This window comes from Neobacillus sp. DFD-2R (assembly GCF_057747865.1).
Window position 1 is genome coordinate 4,709,760 of record NZ_CM173228.1, and the last position, 16,496, is coordinate 4,726,255.

The window sequence follows — 16,496 nt, forward strand, 5'->3', positions numbered from 1 at the left end:
GTGATTGATGGTCCCAAAGAAAGCGATTGATTTTTACCCTAAGAATGAAGAAAAGATTTACCTATTATATCACAGAACAAATGTATCACCGTACATGGGAAATACTTATTAACTGAAATTGTTATTTGAAAAAAGAGACTCTGAGCCTCCCGGCTCAGAGTCTTTATATTTGTTATAGTAAAAAGAAGCCAATCCCCATAATCACATAGGCCGCAATTAGGGTTAATCCTTCAAACCAGTTCGATTCACCGTCATTGGAAATGACTACGATTAGTAATACAGACGAAGCCATTGCAATTAACTCCTGCCAGGTGAATAGCAATGGCATTGAGGTTTGAAAGAAGAGTGAAATAATTACAAGCACAGGTGCAACAAACATCGCAACTTGAAGTGTGGACCCAATTGCAATTTCGACCGCAACATCCATTTTATTTTTATGAGCCATTAAAACGGCTGAAGCATGTTCTGCAGCATTACCCACAATGGCAACAATTATGACGCCGATAAATAGTTCAGTCCAGCCAAACGATGCCGCAACATATTCAAACGTATGGACGAGATGTTCAGAAATATAAGCTACGACTACAGTTGCAATCGCCAAAATAGCAATTGCTTTACCTTGCCCCCACTCCGGTTCTTCTTCATTATGCCCCTCTGTTTCTGTTTCATGTTGGTAAACGCCTCGATGAGTAACAAGTTTGAAGAATAACGCAGCGAGATAGAGGATGATTAGTATAATTGATATTCCGACACTCAAGTTAATTCTTTTTACCTCATTCATATCCATCGAAAAAACTTCCGGAATCACAAAAGCAATGATGATTGCAAACATCAGGAGTCCTGAGTTATGCCGGGCGTCATATACATTAAATTCCTGGCGTTTATATTTAAGACCGCCAACAAAAAACGATAATCCGGCTACAAGGAGCAAGTTTCCAAGTACAGATCCTGTTAAAGAAGCAAGTACCACTCCTACTAATCCCGCCTTTAGTGCAAAAACAGAAATAATTAATTCAACTGCATTTCCAAATGTAGCATTCAACAAACCGCCGATTCTCGGACCTGCAACAATTGCCAGACTTTCGGTAGCCCTACCCATAAAACTGGCTAGAGCAATAATTGTTAAACAATAAATAATAAATAGGACAATATTTGACCAATGTAAAAATGTTCCGATTACGGAAAGTGGTACCCCAATAATTGTCATGAGCATAAAAATCTTGTTTGTCACCGCATTCCCTCCATCTATTAGTTTTTATCTCGTCTCTTTTTCTAATCCATTTTTCTTTTCCATTTATCCCATAATTACCCTATTATTTCTTTCCGTTGAGATTACACTATTTTTTCCCTTCTGAAAAGCCTTTTGATAATTTTTCTTGCAAATGCTAAGTTTTATAGGTTACCATCATTTAGGAACTAATTTAAATATTTGTATTATTTAACTTTAGAAAGGAATATACAGGACTTTTTTATGAATAAGAACAATCTACGGTTTTGGATATTGGTCAGTATTGTCGCCATATCGGGTTTTTCGCAAGGAATGCTTCTCCCGCTCATCGCGGTCATTTTTGAAAAAAGCGGGGTTCCTGCTTCTTTAAATGGTTTAAACGCTACGGCCCTCTATATTGGAATTCTTCTCGTTTCCCCGTTTATGGAAATACCTTTACGCAAATACGGCTATAAACCGATTATTATTGCCGGCGGCGGACTCGTTATCGTTTCACTGGCATTATTTCCCTTATGGGATAATTTTTGGTTTTGGTTTGGTTTGCGATTATTAATAGGAATTGGAGACCACTCTCTTCATTTCGCCACACAGACTTGGATCACCTCATTCTCCCCTAACCATAAGAGAGGTCGGAATATTTCTTTATATGGTTTATTTTTTGGCATTGGCTTTGCAACAGGTCCCTTGATGACACCATTGGTAAAGGTGAATGACTCGTTACCCTTTATTGTATCTGCAGTCCTTTGTTTAGTAGGCTGGCTCTTTTTATTTATTTTAAAAAATGAATATCCGGAGCAAGGGGCTGTTATCAATTCATTCCTTGAAACGATAAAGCGGTTCAAACAAGCTTTAAAATATGGTTGGGTTGCCTTTTTACCACCATTTTCATACGGCTTTTTAGAATCTTCCTTAAACGGCATTTTTCCCGTATATGCGTTAAGAATGAATATTGATGTATCCAGCGTTTCTCTCGTTTTATCAGCTTTTGCCATTGGCAGTATTGTGACTCAGCTTCCTTTAGGGATATTAAGTGACAGGGTTGGTCGAAGATATATCTTAATGATTGTTCTTTTCCTTGGATTTTTCTGTTTTACTTCAGCAAGTCTACTCGAACATTTTTTTTATGGCCTTTTCTTATCTTTTTTAATTGCCGGGATGGTCGTTGGATCTACCTTTTCACTTGGCATTAGTTATATGACTGATTTAGTTCCGAAAAATTTATTGCCAACGGGAAATTTGCTATGCGGAATCTTTTTTAGTATTGGCAGTCTGAGTGGGCCGATTATTGGCGGATTAGTTATTCAATATTTCAAACATATTAGCTTCTTTTACATTATTAGTACAATGCTCTTAGTTTTATCAATTATCATTTATATTTTTGGAAAAAAACCTTATCCAATGCTTGAGCAGAACCATTAAGAAAAGCGTAAGCGCCCGTTTAGCCACATATGGCAGAAGAAATCGGTCATCTATTATTTAAGGAGCAATTTCGTATCTTAAGCATAAAATATGTGGTAAAATAGGATTAAACAACATGATAAATAATTAACTTAGAGAGATTCTTGCTGTCATCGATTGATGACAGCTTTCGTACTTTTTAAGGGAAGTGAAGATGATTATTTTTCTCAATAAAAAATCCAGGAGGGGGATACGATGAGTTCTGATGCAAAGTCTCTTACAAAAAGTATACAGGATGTAGGATTCATAGATAAAATTAAACCGCACGCAGAGCTGATTGCCGCCATATTAAGTGGCGTATTCATTGCAGTTGGTTGGCTTTTTAATAAATATGATTATGGTGCCGATTCCATCATCGCTTATCTATTGGCGTTTGTAATAGGCGGATTTGCAAAAGCAAAAGAAGGTATTGAAGAAACATATGAAAATAAAGAATTAAACGTGGAAATGTTGATGGTTTTTGCTGCAGTTGGCTCAGCCATCATTGGTTACTGGACGGAAGGTGCGGTACTAATTTTTATTTTTGCGGTTAGCGGGGCACTGGAAACCTATACGATGAATAAAAGCCATAAGGAAATTTCTTCTCTAATGAATCTGCAGCCGGAAGAAGCTCTTCTCATCCAAAATGGCATTGAAAAAAGAATTTCCGTGGCAATGCTTAAAGTAGGTGACGAAATCCTTGTTAAACCCGGTGAACGGGTGCCTTCAGATGGAACCATCATTAAAGGCCAAACGAATATTGATGAAGCAGCCATTACAGGTGAGTCAATGCCTGTATCAAAAGGCGATCAGGATGAAGTATTTGCAGGTACTGTGAATATGACAGGCTCAATAACGGTTCAAGTTACGAAAGCGAGTGAAGATACCCTTTTTCAAAAAATCATTCAGCTCGTTCAATCAGCACAAAGTGAAAAATCACCTTCCCAGCTATTTATTGAACGGTTTGAAGGAACATATGTTAAGGTTGTTCTTGCCGTCGTATTGTTAATGTTTTTTTTACCCCACTTTTTGCTGGGGTGGAGCTGGCATGAATCATTCTATCGTGCGATGATTTTGTTGGTCGTTGCATCTCCCTGTGCCCTTGTTGCTTCCATCATGCCTGCAACATTATCAGCGATTTCCAATGGTGCTAAGCATGGTATATTGGTAAAAGGCGGGGTACATCTTGAAAACCTAAGTCATTTAGAAGCCATTGCGTTTGATAAAACGGGAACTTTAACAAAAGGAAAACCGGAAGTGACCGAAGTAATCGTGAAGGACGGGTTTGAAAAAGAACATCTGCTATGGATTACGGCATCAATTGAAAATCATTCCAATCATCCACTTGCACAAGCGATTGTAAAACATGCAAAACGGAATATCAAACAAGAGCTCATTCATCCTGATAGCCTTGAAGATGTTCCAGGCTGGGGTGTAAAAGCAGAAATTCGCGGCGAACAGTGGAAAATCGGAAAAGCAGATTTTGTTGGGAAGCAGGAAGCAGCGAAATTCACAAACATCTTAGACAAAGATGTAGCAAGTCAAGGAAATACCCTTGTATATGTTCAAATGAATGAATCGCTTATCGCCATGATTTCCTTAAGAGATGTTGTCCGCGATGAAACTAAAGTGGCGATCGACGTTCTGAAAAAGAAAGGAATTTATACAGTTATGCTAACGGGGGATAGTGAAAAGACGGCCCGTGCTATTGCGTCTGAAAGCCATGTTGATCAATATATTGCTGAATGCTTGCCTGAGGAAAAAGTGGAGCAGCTTAGAAAATTAAAGGAAAAATTTAGAACCGTCGCAATGGTCGGTGATGGGATAAATGATGCACCTGCATTAGCGCTGGCGAATGTTGGGATTGCAATGGGTGAAGGAACGGATGTTGCCCTTGAAACAGCGGATGTAGTGCTGATGAAAAATGATCTTCCTCGGATAGCTGAAGCTATTCGTCTTTCTGAACGGATGAATAAGATTATTAAACAAAATGTGGTCTTTTCTATTACTGTCATCATGCTGTTAATCGCGTCAAACTTCTTCCGGATACTCGATTTACCATTTGGAGTTATTGGCCATGAAGGAAGTACCATCCTTGTGATTCTTAATAGCCTAAGGCTGTTAAAATCATAGGTCCCCTTAAAGAAAAACCGGGTGAAATTTCACCCGGTCCTTTTTACTTTATAGCCCCACAAGAGTAAGCTTCGGCAGCGATACCTCGCACGAATGAAAAGCGTTAGCTTTTCCGAGGGGCGCCCAACGACAGTGTTCTTCGCTATCGGGAGCTTCCGCCTCTCTTATTAATGATAACCATTTGAACCATTTGCAGATCCGGAAGTTTTATGCTTCGGACGAGCTTTCCCTTTTTGTTTTGTGCCTCCATCTTTTTTCGTTTGTTTTGTCATAATGAAAACCTCCCTTTTTATTAACTACTCCCCAATACTAGTTTGAACAAATCTGTAGTTTTCAAATAGGGAAATGAAAGGAAATTAGCAGTTCGTCTTACTCCTTTCAGTATAAAAAGCATTGATTTCTCCGCCAAGAATGATGATAAATGCGGATATATATAACCAAATCATTAAGACAATGATAGTACCGATTCCTCCGTAGGTAAGTGAATAGTTGCTAACACTCTCAACGTAATATGACAAACCCAAAGAGGAAATAATCCAGCCGATTGTAGCAAATGCTGCGCCCGGAAAAGCACTTCTGCAGCGCAATTTCACATTCGGAGCAATCCAATATAGGACTGTAAAAATAAGAAACAAAATAATTGCACTTACAAGCCAGCTTAAGGCATTCCAAACAGTTAAAAATTGCTTTGCAAATCCTAATTGCGAAAATAGAAAAATACCGATTTCTCTTCCGAAAACAGGAAGAACGAGAGCAAGGATAAACACAAAAATCGCCCCGAATGTAAGAAGGATAGACATCCCCTGTGCAACAATATAGGAACGGCTTTCCTCCACATTGTAAGCCTTATTAAAAGCTATCACAATCGCGCGAATACCGGTTGAGGCCGACCAGATGGTTCCGATAATCCCGAAAGACAGCAAGCCGCCATTCCGATTATTCATTATATACGTTATATTTTTTTCAATTAGATCCATTACCTCAGCTGGAGCAAAACCAGTGAATATTCCAAGAATATCCTCATGTGGAATCGGTATGTACGGAAGAAGCGTTAATAAAACAATCAGCAATGGAAATAGGGAAAGGAGAAAAAAATAGGCCAGTTGGGCTGAAAGTCCCGGTAGATCATCTTCTTCAATACGGTGCCATAGCAATTTTATTAAAGAGGAACGAACATTCCCTGCTCTTTCCATTTCCACCTCTCCTTTTTTATCTTGTTAAATATTGTCATCTTCCTTAATGATTTCTTCCAATAGTGCCGTTTCTTCGCTTTTCGAGAAGGCATCTTTTGTTTCCTTCAACATATCAGTCACCTGTGGGGTTAGCTCTCTCAATTCATCAACTTTTCCCATAATGTAATTGATATCCTCATTAACCTGCTCAACAGTAGTCTTAAGTTTTACTGCTGTTCCTTTAACTTTTTTAGATATTTCTCCAGGGTTTCGCAAAATATATGATGTCTGATGAGTTACCTTCTGAAGGTTTTCCTTCATCACACTCCGGGTTTGTTTGTCCAATAAGCTTATAGCACCGCCCGCAATTGCTCCAAGAAACATCCCTTTCCAAAATTGATTTTTCCTCGTCATCTTAACCTCTCCTTTCTCAACATTATTTATCATCATCTTTACTTAATGAAAATAATACCAAACTTTTTCTCAACATTCATTTTGCTTTAAGTGGAAACCCTATGCAAGTCCAACTGAAAAATTTTATTCTCTATTTTTATCAGACCAAGTTTGTATTGACATATACTTTTTAACATGAAAAGATTGGTTTAATAATTCGGAAAGGGTGACCGGAGTGAATTTATCACAAAAATCCGTTGAAAATGTCGAATATATGATTGAACAAATAAAAGAAAAATTAAAGGTTTTAAATTTTGGTGCTATTAAACCTTCCCACTTTGATGAGGAAATGTATGAAGAATTAAAAGAAATCTATGAAATGGTAGTAAGAAAAAATTCTTTTAGTCCAAGTGAAATGCAAGCCCTGGCTGAAGAGCTAGGAAATCTGCGCAAAAAATAAAGAGGATGACTCATATGGGTCATCCTCCTTTTCTTATCTTTGTTCTGTTAAAATGATCGGGCCATCTTTTGTGATGGCAATCGTGTGCTCATATTGCGCTGAATATTTACCGTCAATGGTTCTGGCTGTCCAACCGTTGTCATCCATTTTTGTTTGGTACCTTCCGATGTTGACCATCGGTTCAATAGTAAAAACCATTCCTTCCTTGATCCTTGGCCCTTTCCCAGGCAGACCGTAATGGGGAACATCAGGCTTCTCATGAATCACAGCCCCAATTCCGTGGCCTATAAAATCACGAACGACTGATAGTCCTTCGCTTTCAACGTAAACTTGAATGGCATGACCGATATCTCCAATTCGGTTTCCTACTACTGATTGTTCTATTCCCTTATACAATGCCTCTTTTGTCACCTTTAATAAATGGTCCGTTTGTTCAGTAACATTTCCAACTGCATAAGACCAAGCAGAATCAGCCAATGCACCATTGTAATTTACAACCATATCAATCGTAACAATATCGCCCTCTTTTAACGGTTCCTTTCGTGGGAATCCGTGGCATATTTCATCATTTATACTTGCACAGGTTGCAAATTCATAGCCTTTATAGCCTTTTTGTTGCGGGGTAGCCTGATTTTCTCTCAAAAACTTTTCAACAAATTCTTCAATTTCCCAGGTTGTAATGCCGGGTTTAATTAATTTGGCTATTTCTTTATGGCAAGCAGCAAGGATTTCTCCTGCTTTTTTCATGGCTTCAATTTCTCGTTGTGATTTAAGTACTATCATTTTCTTCCCAGCCTTTTTTAATTATTTTTATGTATTATAAGCGTTTTAGTTCGTGGAAGATCATCTTTAGCTTACGAACTTTAATACTATATTAGAGTATTGGAAACACTCTCTTTATATTATCGCTATCTAATAATTTTTCCAAGCAACTGTATCTAATTGCAGCTTTTTCATGTGATTTATAACATCTTATTGATTTATCGATACTTAATTTCGTTTTTTTGTCAAAATACTCCGTTCGTAATATGGAACTTCTTCATTCTTTTTGTTAAAATTATCGTATATATATTAATAAAAATGGGTGTGTGAAACTCAATGATCGGTGAACGTATAAAAAAATTACGATTAGAAAAAAAAATGTCACTTTCTGAGCTTGCTGATCAAGCAGGGGTCGCTAAATCTTATTTAAGTGCAATGGAAAGAAACCTGCAAAGTAATCCTTCTATTCAAGTTCTTGAAAAGATTTCCTCGGTTTTAAGCGTCCCTGTAGAGAATTTAATACTTGAACAAATCAATAAAGAGGATTTGGACAGCGATTGGATGAATCTTGTCAAAGAAGCAATGAATTCCGGAGTATCCAAGGAACAATTTCGTGATTTCCTTGAATTTAATAAGTGGCGTATTAACCAGAATAACAACCAATAAGTCATGATTATGCTTACAAAAGAAGAAAGCATTCTACAAATATTTACATTATTTGTAGAATGCTTTTTTGTTTAACGTATGTAAATTTATCGGTTTTCAATTAACCGTTCTTTTACATCCTGCTGCATAAGAAAATCACGAACTGATTCTTTCGTAATTCCTAGTTCTTTAGCCTCTAAAATTAATGCGACCCAATCCTCATCCATTCTTTCTACTTTTCTTTCAGTTTCTACCACCACAATTTTTCCCCCTAAAATACAATTCGTATCCCAGGCAGCCCGGCCATCATAGCAATCTACATTACCTTAGATCCTCGGCTTTGCGTCCCTCTTTTTCAATAGGTTTGCCTTTTTCTGTTTCCATTAATGCTACGTTCAGCTTTATACCTTATTATTTCTCTATACCAATAGGGCTAAATACTTAATCCTGAATTATATTTACATTATATATAGTCCTTTTTTAGTAGGGTGTTAGATTTTGTCAATTTTTCAAAAAATTCTAATCATTTTTTCTCACAAATTTTTCTATATTTCTACAAAATACTTGGTTAAATTATCCAAAATCATGGTTTTTAACACAAATTCTAGGAAGTATAATAGGAAAAAGAGGAAATCCGAGTCGAATTCCCTCCTTTTGTGTAATTATTGGAAATTTTTATAAGCCTTTGCAATGAGTGAGAACCAACAACCTGTACTCCATGGGTTTCTAAATATAACAAATAAATATAATAATTTTTTCATCAAGTATGACGATTAAATTTGTCTATTTTGTGACATTTAACATATAATGTAAACAACATAAAAATCATAATATTATTAATATTCAAACAATAAGGAGTGGACGATGTAATGACTCTTTTACATGTGTTAAACTACTCTATACCTATCGGCTTTATGATATTTTTCGGGTACTTACTTGATCGCATGTGTAAACCGGAAAAATCCGAACAAAAAGCTGGAGAAGATTGACGCTAGTTTATAGGTCACCACTTCCCCGGCTTTTTTTAAATTAATTAGTTAACTCAATTTAGTTTTCAGTAAACCAATAAACTCTTCAAGTTCTTTTTGTTTACTTACAAATCGTGAGGTAGCATAGGAGAACCTACGTAAAAAAGAGTCATCCGTTAGAGGAATTATCGAGAGATATTGACTTTCGACCTCTCTAGCAATTGCAAATTTCGAAATTAATGAAAAACCCAAACCACGAATCACTGCTTCTTTTACTCCCTGTGTGCTGCTGATTGATATTACATTTTTCGTTTTTAATCCGTGGGACCTTAATACATGTTCTAAATAGGCGCGGGTTCCGGAACCTTTTTCCCTTGTAATCCAAGTCTGGTTTTGCAGTTCTTCTATAGTAACCCCTTTTTGTGAAGAAAGTGGATGGTTGGGCGAGGCAACGATTTTTAGTTCATCTATCATAAACGGAAATACTTCGAGACTTTTATCATTGCTTTGGCCTTCAATTAAACCAATATCAACATGAAAAAGCTTTACATGCTCAATTATTTCCTCCGTATTTCCGATGATAACCTCCAGCTTAATTTCAGGATAGATATTTCCAAGTTCCTCTAATAATGAGGGCAGGACGTATTCCCCAATTGTAAAACTTGCCCCAATCTTAAGCCCTAATGTTAATGATTGATGATGTTCGAAAATTTCTTCCTTAGTCATTTCATATATTTGTATGATTTGTTTGGCCCTTTCATATAAAAGTTCTCCCGTTGAGGTTAATTGCAGCTGCTTTGGAGAACGGACAAACAGTGAGGTATGAAATTCCTTCTCAAGGTTTTGTATATGAACACTAACACTAGGCTGAGAAATTAATCTTTTTTCGGCAGCCTTTGTAAAATTCCCTTCTTCTACTACAGTGATAAATGTCCTAAGTGCATCATAATACATAGTATTGCTCCTGCTATTATTAATATTTTTAATATAATCAATTATTTATCTATACTTTACTAATAATATTAAAAAGAGTAAAGTCGCCTTTCATTAAAAAACACCCTAAATAGGTGTTTTTAGGCTATTTTTATTTCAATTTGTTGTAAACCTTTTGCTCATAATTTTTAAAAAAAGAGGAATTAGTCTTCATACCTCTCTTTGACATCATTCGATTAAAGTGAAGAAGCTTCTCATTTAATTTCTTTTGGAGATTCTCTTTTTCATTGGTATCATCGCATTTTCTAATTAAATCCTCGATCGTCATCATTTCTTGCCTTAACCGGCTTTCTTCTTGAGTATATCCTGCATTTTTTAACAATTTATACGCCATCCGCAATTCTTCCGGAATACCTGATAGATCCTCTAACTGAAGGGGCTTACCTAAACCGGGCAGATTATCAAATTCCCCATCTTTGTATGCTGTTTTTATCCGATCTTCCGAGATGATGTGAAACATATCCATTTTTTTGTACCTCCTTTTTCACGTTACTCACTTTGTTAATTATATCAAGGTCTATTTTTTTATAAAATGGAATACTTTGGATTAGTAATATTATAAGAGTGGATTGGGAACTCTACATTTGATGACTGAAAGGAGTGTTGAGTTTGGCACGCGGAGAACATTTTAATCATAAAAACAAGAACCACCCGGGTGAATTTCCTAAAAACAGTATGGCAGAGAAAAAAACACATGAACGGATTGAAGATGAGGAACTAATCGTTACTCAAGAGGCTTTTAAGAATCGAGTGGAAGAAGAGTAAAGGCGTGAATATTCACGCCTTTTTTCAATAATGCCCCTGTAATTAATAAGGTCCATTTTCCATCGTTAATTTTTTGGTATATTGATTCAAATCAATTGTTTGCAGCCACGCAGCAGCTTTTTCAATATCTTTTGAGAAAACACGATCTTGATTAATAGAAGGAACTTGTTCCCGTCCTTTTTCATAGAATCTTTTTGTTTGTGTAGCCATTTTTTCAATACCACGGAATTCGACCGCCTGCATGGCACAAATCAGCTCAATGGCAAGGACTCTTCTTGTATTCTGAATTATTTGATGAGCGTGTCTGGAAGCTATGGTTCCCATGCTCACATGATCTTCTTGATTTGCTGATGATGGTATCGAGTCAACACTTGCCGGATGTGCTAATGTTTTATTTTCAGATACCAGTGATGCGGCAACATATTGCATAATCATCGCACCGGATTGTAAGCCGGGTTCCGGGCTTAAAAATGGCGGCAGGTCATTTAATTGCGGATTAATTAATCTTTCAATCCGTCTTTCTGATATATTCGCCATTTCCGCAACCGCAATCTTCATAAAATCCATTGCAAATGCAATCGGTTGACCGTGAAAATTCCCCCCGGAGATTACTTTTTCACCGTCATCAAAGATTAATGGATTATCAGTTGCTGCATTCATTTCAATCTCTAATTTTTCTTTTACATAATCAAGTGTCTGCCAGGTAGCGCCATGGACTTGTGGAATACATCTTAGCGAATAAGCATCCTGAACTCTTATTTCTCCCTGCATTGTGGTTAATAAACTATCGCTTAAGTAAGAACGAATTCTTGCAGCTGTATCAATTTGCTGTTTATAGCCCCTTGCCACATGCACCTCTTCTGCAAAGGCATCAATGATTCCATTTAACCCTTCAATCGTCATCGAAGCAATAAGCTCACTTTCGAAAGCCAGTTGTTCTGCCTCTAAGTAACCGACTACACCCATAGCGGTCATCGCCTGTGTACCATTGATGATTCCGAGGCCTTCCTTTGCTTCCAGTGTAACCGGTAGGATTCCTTCTTGCTGAAACGCCTCAATTGAATCCAGGCGATTACCTTTGTAAAAAACCTCTCCCTCTCCAATTAGAACTAAAGCCAAATGGGATAACGGCGCTAAATCTCCACTCGCACCAAGAGAGCCTTGCTGTGGAATGACAGGGATAATATCTTTGTTAACAAGTTCCAATAATTTCTCAATAACAATGGGTCTTACCCCTGAAAAACCTTTTAAAAGTGCATTCGCACGGAGCAGGACCATTGCTTTAGCGACAATCTCAGGGAATGGTTCGCCCACTCCGCATGCATGAGAGCGAATTAAATTAAGCTGCAGATCTTGAACATGTTTCTTATCAATCAAAACATCACTGAATTTTCCAAATCCCGTAGTAATTCCATAGACAACCCTTGATTCTGAAACGATTCGTTCTACTGCTTCCCTGCTCTTTTGTACAGCGTTCATGCTTTTTTCTGAAGCACCTACTTTTTGCTTTCCATATAAAACTTCTTTCATTTGTTCCAGAGTTAAACTTCCACCTGTCAATGTAATCATTTTTTCTCTCTCCTCTACCACTTTAGTATAATAAAGAAAGAGGCTGGATTCCTTTATCTAAATAGATTTGGAATCCAGCCTCTTAAAAATCATTATTGAATATTGAATTTTCCTTGAATGTCTCATGCCTAATCATCCCATTCATAATATTCTATAATTATTGTCATTATATGTGTTTGTAAATAAGATTGTCAACGGAATATTCTAAATTTTAGTACAATATCACTTTAGCAGAATAACGAATTAACGGAAGGTCGTTATCCAGCCAATATGGTAAATCGTTATATCACTAAAGTAATTGAATTCCGAATTACAAAAATGCCTTCATTTCCGTTATACTGAATGAAGGTTAAAAAAGAGCTTTTGCCTAGATGGAAAGGAGTATTTATGAAATCTCTCGTACTTGCAGAAAAGCCAAGCGTAGCAAGGGAGCTTGCCCGTGTCCTTGGCTGCAATCAAAAACATAAAAGTTACATGGAAGGCAATCAATATATTGTCACATGGGCGCTTGGTCACCTAATTGAATTAAAAATGCCCGAGCATTATGACACGAAATATAAAACCTGGAATTTAGAGGACTTACCAATCATTCCGCAAAAAATGGGCTTAAAGGTAATGAAGCAAACAAGCCACCAATTTAGGGCGATTGAAGCCTTGGCGAAACGAAAGGATATTCAGGAATGCATTATTGCGACAGATGCAGGTCGTGAAGGTGAGCTTGTCGCCCGGTGGATTCTTGAAAAAATTCAGTGGAACAAACCATTAAAAAGATTGTGGATTTCTTCGCAAACCGATCGAGCTATTAAGGACGGCTTCAAACAATTAAAACCGGGAAAACAATTTGATGACCTCTACCATTCTGCTGTTTGCCGTGCCGAAGCTGATTGGTTAATTGGACTGAATGTTACAAGAGCATTAACAACAAAATATAAGGACCCGCTTTCAGCCGGCCGGGTGCAGACACCTACACTTGCGATGGTTCTCGACCGGGAGCAGCTCATACAAAAATTTGTTCCGAAGGAATACTGGACGATTCGAGCTGAAATTGGACCATTTTTAACTGACTGGGAAAAGGACAATGAGAAACGCCTTTTTGAAAAATCGAAGGCAGAAAGTATCCTAAAAAAAATAACCGGTGCAAAGGCAATGCTTGAAAAAGTCGAACGAAAGAAAAAGTCTGAGGCTCAGCCCCTGCCTTATGACTTAACTGAGCTTCAAAGAGATGCCAATAAACGGTTTGGCTTTTCTGCGAAAAAAACATTAAATGTTTTGCAAAAATTATATGAGCAGCATAAAGTGGTGACCTATCCAAGAACTGATTCCCGCTATTTAACTACTGATATGATGAGTACGATGGCGGATCGCCTGCAAGGGATGGTGTCCGGTTATAAAGAAGAGGTGCGACCGCTTCTTGCTAACAATGGCAGAGTACTTGCAAAACGTGTCTTCAATAATGAAAAAGTAACAGACCATCATGCCATTATCCCGACCGAACAACGCCTAAATCTCAGTGACCTTGATTCCGACGAACGAAAAATTTATGACCTGATTGCCAGACGTTTCCTTACCCTATTTTTACCTCCTTTTGAATACGAAACGATTCATGCCGTTTTTACTGCAGAAAGAGAAACCTTTACGGCAAAAGAAACGAATGTAATCGAATTAGGCTTCAAAAAGGTTTTAGGAAAAGAAGATGTCGAACAGACCATGACCGGTCTGCAAAAATTATCACAGGGACAAGCTTTTACGGTTAAAAATGGATGTGTCAACCAGAAATGGACAGAGCCGCCATTGCGCTACTCCGAGGCGGATGTTTTGTCACAGATGGAGAAGTTCGGCCTAGGTACCCCCGCAACAAGGGCAGAAATTATTGAGAGACTTGTTGAGACAGAAGTGGTAGAACGGCAAAATGGCCGCTTCCACCCTACAAAGAAAGGCAAACAACTTATCGACCTTGTTAATAATGAGTTAAAATCTCCAGAATTAACCGCAAAGTGGGAGCAGGAATTAGAGCAAATCTCTAAAGGAAAAGCAGACCCAAAAGTCTTTTTACAAAAAATTCGCCGTCAAACCGCTCAGCTTGTTTCGGAAATTAAAACAAGTGACAAATCTTATCGGGCTCACAACTTAACAGGCTCCAAATGTCCTGAGTGCAGTTCATTCTTAAAGGAAAGAAATACAAAAGAAGGAAAAGTTCTCGTCTGTTCCAATTTGGAATGTTCCTATCGAAAACGAAAGGATCCGAAGCTTTCCAATCGACGCTGCCCGCAGTGCCATAAAAAAATGGAGCTTCATGAGGGAAAAGCCGGCGTCTACTTCCAATGCCGGCCATGCAATGTAGTCGAAAAAGCGGAAGAAAAGAAAAAAGCCGTGAATAAGAAGGAAGAACGAAAGCTGGTTCAAAAATATAGCCAAAAAGAAGATTTCGGCACAAGCCTAGGCGATTTGCTGAAGCAAGCTTTGAAGGATCAAGACTAATAAGAAAAGCGCAAGCGCACCGTGGCTATTCTTGATAAGCCAGACTTATCATAGTTCAAAAATATATACTATCTTATTGAATCAAAAAAAGGTAAGCACCTTAAAAGATGCTTACCTTTTTTTCTTGAAAGCACTTCCAATTTGATAGTATGATGGTATGGCTATGAAAAAGAAACGGGGATACAACATGATTAGGGATTGGGATCCAAATTTAAAGGTTCGCTTGTTTAGTGAAACGTGATGAACATTACCTTTTGGATGTTCTTTCCATTTTTGACCATCTATTTTGCAGATGAATTCGGTAAGAATAAAGCAGGATTATTATTAGTATTTTCACAGGTGTTTTCCGTTTTGGCTAACTTAATGGGTGGATACTGCGCCGACCGTTTTGGTCGGAAGCGAATGATGGTTCTTTCCGCTATAGGCCAAGGGCTTTCATTTTTATTGTTTGCATTTGCCGGTTCTCCATGGCTTCATTCTCCATTGATTGGGTTCATTTCCTTTGCGATTGCGGGTGTTTTCGGCTCCTTTTACTGGCCGGCAAGCCAGGCAATGGTCGCCGATGTGGTGGATGAAAAAGATCGAAGCAGTGTATTTGCTATTTTTTATACGTCTATTAATTTAGCGGTTGTCATTGGTCCCATTATCGGTGCAATATTTTATATCCATTATCGCTCACAGCTATTACTTACAGCAGGGGTAGTTTGCATATTGCTAGGTTTGATTTTGGCCAAATGGACTCGGGAGACGGCACCGTTTCAAAAAAATTCCGCTTTCGGCATTGATGGAAAATGGTATTATTTTTTACAAAACCAACTAAAAGATTATTCACTAATTATCAAAGATAAAACGTTTTTGTTGTTTATTGTTGCAGGGGTACTGGCAGGGCAAACGTTTATGCAGTTAGACTTATTAATCCCTGTTTATATAAAGGAAGTTGTGAAAAATCAAAGCTTTTTTTCCATCGGTGATTGGTCATTTATAATAAATGGAACGCAGGCCTTTGGAATCGTTCTTGCTGAGAACGGCTTCCTTGTTGCCATGCTAACAGTTTTGGTAACCAAATGGATGAGTCGATTCCCTGAACGGAATGTATTTATTCTTTCATCCATTGTATATGCTATTTCAATTATTATCTTCAGTCAAACTAATTGGATCTGGGGATTTATTCTAGCTATGGCGGTTTTCACTTTTGCTGAATTAATGGGAGCCGGGCTTCAGCAAAGCTTTGTTTCCAAGTTGGCACCGGAGCATATGAGGGGACAATATTTTGCAGCAGCAAGTCTACGATTTACCATCAGTCGCACAATCGCTCCTATCTCTATTCCGTTGACTGTGTGGATTGGCTATGGATCGACGTTTTTTGTGCTTTCCATACTTGCTTTATCTAGCGCAGGAATATATTGGGTAATGTTTAATTCATTTGAAAAACAATCTGCAAAGGGATCCTGAAAGGGTCCCTTTATATTTTAATAGAGTTCAAAAAATATTCA

The 16,496-nt window shown here is 37.7% G+C and carries 14 protein-coding genes, 1 pseudogene and 1 riboswitch; of the genes and pseudogenes, 7 read left to right on the forward strand and 8 right to left on the reverse strand.

Annotated elements, in window-relative coordinates; all coding sequences use genetic code 11:
- Nucleotides 1-172 precede the first annotated feature (172 nt).
- A complete protein-coding gene (cax, locus tag AC3ANV_RS23555) occupies nucleotides 173-1,213 on the reverse strand; it encodes a calcium/proton exchanger (RefSeq protein ID WP_488314319.1) in 1,041 nt (346 codons plus the stop codon).
- Between the two features lie 258 nt (nucleotides 1,214-1,471).
- Here cax and AC3ANV_RS23560 point away from each other — a divergent pair, with 258 nt between their 5' ends.
- Nucleotides 1,472-2,647, forward strand: coding sequence for an MFS transporter (locus AC3ANV_RS23560; RefSeq protein ID WP_488311051.1), 1,176 nt, complete (start codon nucleotides 1,472-1,474; stop codon nucleotides 2,645-2,647).
- 234 nt (nucleotides 2,648-2,881) lie between these two features.
- A complete protein-coding gene (locus AC3ANV_RS23565; protein ID WP_488311052.1) occupies nucleotides 2,882-4,798 on the forward strand; it encodes a heavy metal translocating P-type ATPase in 1,917 nt (638 codons plus the stop codon).
- Between the two features lie 356 nt (nucleotides 4,799-5,154).
- Here the strand turns inward: AC3ANV_RS23565 and AC3ANV_RS23570 are convergent, their stop codons facing one another.
- A complete protein-coding gene (locus tag AC3ANV_RS23570) occupies nucleotides 5,155-5,991 on the reverse strand; it encodes a YihY/virulence factor BrkB family protein (RefSeq protein WP_488311053.1) in 837 nt (278 codons plus the stop codon).
- A 24-nt stretch (nucleotides 5,992-6,015) separates the two neighbouring features.
- A complete protein-coding gene (locus AC3ANV_RS23575) occupies nucleotides 6,016-6,384 on the reverse strand; it encodes a YtxH domain-containing protein (protein WP_488311054.1) in 369 nt (122 codons plus the stop codon).
- Between the two features lie 214 nt (nucleotides 6,385-6,598).
- Here AC3ANV_RS23575 and AC3ANV_RS23580 point away from each other — a divergent pair, with 214 nt between their 5' ends.
- Entirely contained in the window at nucleotides 6,599-6,823 is a 225-nt protein-coding gene (locus tag AC3ANV_RS23580) for a DUF1128 domain-containing protein (protein WP_488311055.1), read from the forward strand.
- A gap of 33 nt (nucleotides 6,824-6,856) precedes the next feature.
- Here AC3ANV_RS23580 and map read toward each other — a convergent pair whose 3' ends face one another.
- Nucleotides 6,857-7,606 carry a type I methionyl aminopeptidase gene (map, locus tag AC3ANV_RS23585; RefSeq protein ID WP_488311056.1) on the reverse strand — a complete coding sequence of 250 codons (750 nt, stop codon included), beginning with the start codon at nucleotides 7,604-7,606 and terminating at the stop codon, nucleotides 6,857-6,859.
- Between the two features lie 315 nt (nucleotides 7,607-7,921).
- On the opposite strand from map, the gene AC3ANV_RS23590 reads away from it, so the two are divergent.
- Nucleotides 7,922-8,251, forward strand: coding sequence for a helix-turn-helix domain-containing protein (locus AC3ANV_RS23590; protein WP_488311057.1), 330 nt, complete (start codon nucleotides 7,922-7,924; stop codon nucleotides 8,249-8,251).
- A gap of 86 nt (nucleotides 8,252-8,337) precedes the next feature.
- Here AC3ANV_RS23590 and AC3ANV_RS23595 read toward each other — a convergent pair whose 3' ends face one another.
- From AC3ANV_RS23595 to AC3ANV_RS23605, 3 genes are all read right to left on the reverse strand, one after another.
- Entirely contained in the window at nucleotides 8,338-8,490 is a 153-nt protein-coding gene (locus AC3ANV_RS23595; protein WP_488311058.1) for an anti-repressor SinI family protein, read from the reverse strand.
- A gap of 30 nt (nucleotides 8,491-8,520) precedes the next feature.
- A riboswitch (cyclic di-GMP riboswitch) is annotated at nucleotides 8,521-8,609 on the reverse strand.
- Between the two features lie 658 nt (nucleotides 8,610-9,267).
- Nucleotides 9,268-10,152: a LysR family transcriptional regulator gene (locus tag AC3ANV_RS23600; RefSeq protein WP_488311059.1), complete on the reverse strand. Its 885-nt coding sequence runs from the start codon at nucleotides 10,150-10,152 to the stop codon at nucleotides 9,268-9,270.
- A 130-nt stretch (nucleotides 10,153-10,282) separates the two neighbouring features.
- Nucleotides 10,283-10,657, reverse strand: coding sequence for a DnaJ family domain-containing protein (locus tag AC3ANV_RS23605; protein WP_488311060.1), 375 nt, complete (start codon nucleotides 10,655-10,657; stop codon nucleotides 10,283-10,285).
- Nucleotides 10,658-10,800: 143 nt separating this feature from the next.
- Between AC3ANV_RS23605 and AC3ANV_RS23610 the strand changes: the two genes are divergently transcribed.
- Complete coding sequence (locus tag AC3ANV_RS23610) at nucleotides 10,801-10,956, forward strand: hypothetical protein (RefSeq protein WP_488314361.1); 156 nt, start codon at nucleotides 10,801-10,803, stop codon at nucleotides 10,954-10,956.
- 42 nt (nucleotides 10,957-10,998) lie between these two features.
- On the opposite strand, the gene hutH is transcribed toward AC3ANV_RS23610, so the two are convergent.
- Nucleotides 10,999-12,525 (reverse strand): histidine ammonia-lyase, encoded by a 1,527-nt coding sequence (hutH, locus tag AC3ANV_RS23615; protein WP_488311061.1) that lies wholly within the window; start codon nucleotides 12,523-12,525, stop codon nucleotides 10,999-11,001.
- Between the two features lie 387 nt (nucleotides 12,526-12,912).
- Here hutH and AC3ANV_RS23620 point away from each other — a divergent pair, with 387 nt between their 5' ends.
- Nucleotides 12,913-15,003 carry a DNA topoisomerase III gene (locus AC3ANV_RS23620; protein WP_488311062.1) on the forward strand — a complete coding sequence of 697 codons (2,091 nt, stop codon included), beginning with the start codon at nucleotides 12,913-12,915 and terminating at the stop codon, nucleotides 15,001-15,003.
- Nucleotides 15,004-15,190: 187 nt separating this feature from the next.
- Nucleotides 15,191-16,455, forward strand: a pseudogene (locus tag AC3ANV_RS23625) (MDR family MFS transporter).
- Nucleotides 16,456-16,496 lie beyond the last annotated feature (41 nt).

Excerpts from the sequence above, each read along its gene's own strand:
- AC3ANV_RS23575 (WP_488311054.1), bottom strand. The coding sequence starts at position 6,384 with ATGACGAGGAAAAATCAATTTTGGAAAGGGATGTTTCTTGGAGCAATT.
- AC3ANV_RS23620 (WP_488311062.1), top strand. The coding sequence starts at position 12,913 with ATGAAATCTCTCGTACTTGCAGAAAAGCCAAGCGTAGCAAGGGAGCTT.
- AC3ANV_RS23605 (WP_488311060.1), bottom strand. The coding sequence starts at position 10,657 with ATGGATATGTTTCACATCATCTCGGAAGATCGGATAAAAACAGCATAC.
- cax (WP_488314319.1), bottom strand. The coding sequence starts at position 1,213 with ATGCTCATGACAATTATTGGGGTACCACTTTCCGTAATCGGAACATTT.
- AC3ANV_RS23600 (WP_488311059.1), bottom strand. The coding sequence starts at position 10,152 with ATGTATTATGATGCACTTAGGACATTTATCACTGTAGTAGAAGAAGGG.
- AC3ANV_RS23560 (WP_488311051.1), top strand. The coding sequence starts at position 1,472 with ATGAATAAGAACAATCTACGGTTTTGGATATTGGTCAGTATTGTCGCC.
- AC3ANV_RS23565 (WP_488311052.1), top strand. The coding sequence starts at position 2,882 with ATGAGTTCTGATGCAAAGTCTCTTACAAAAAGTATACAGGATGTAGGA.
- AC3ANV_RS23570 (WP_488311053.1), bottom strand. The coding sequence starts at position 5,991 with ATGGAAAGAGCAGGGAATGTTCGTTCCTCTTTAATAAAATTGCTATGG.
- AC3ANV_RS23590 (WP_488311057.1), top strand. The coding sequence starts at position 7,922 with ATGATCGGTGAACGTATAAAAAAATTACGATTAGAAAAAAAAATGTCA.
- map (WP_488311056.1), bottom strand. The coding sequence starts at position 7,606 with ATGATAGTACTTAAATCACAACGAGAAATTGAAGCCATGAAAAAAGCA.
- hutH (WP_488311061.1), bottom strand. The coding sequence starts at position 12,525 with ATGATTACATTGACAGGTGGAAGTTTAACTCTGGAACAAATGAAAGAA.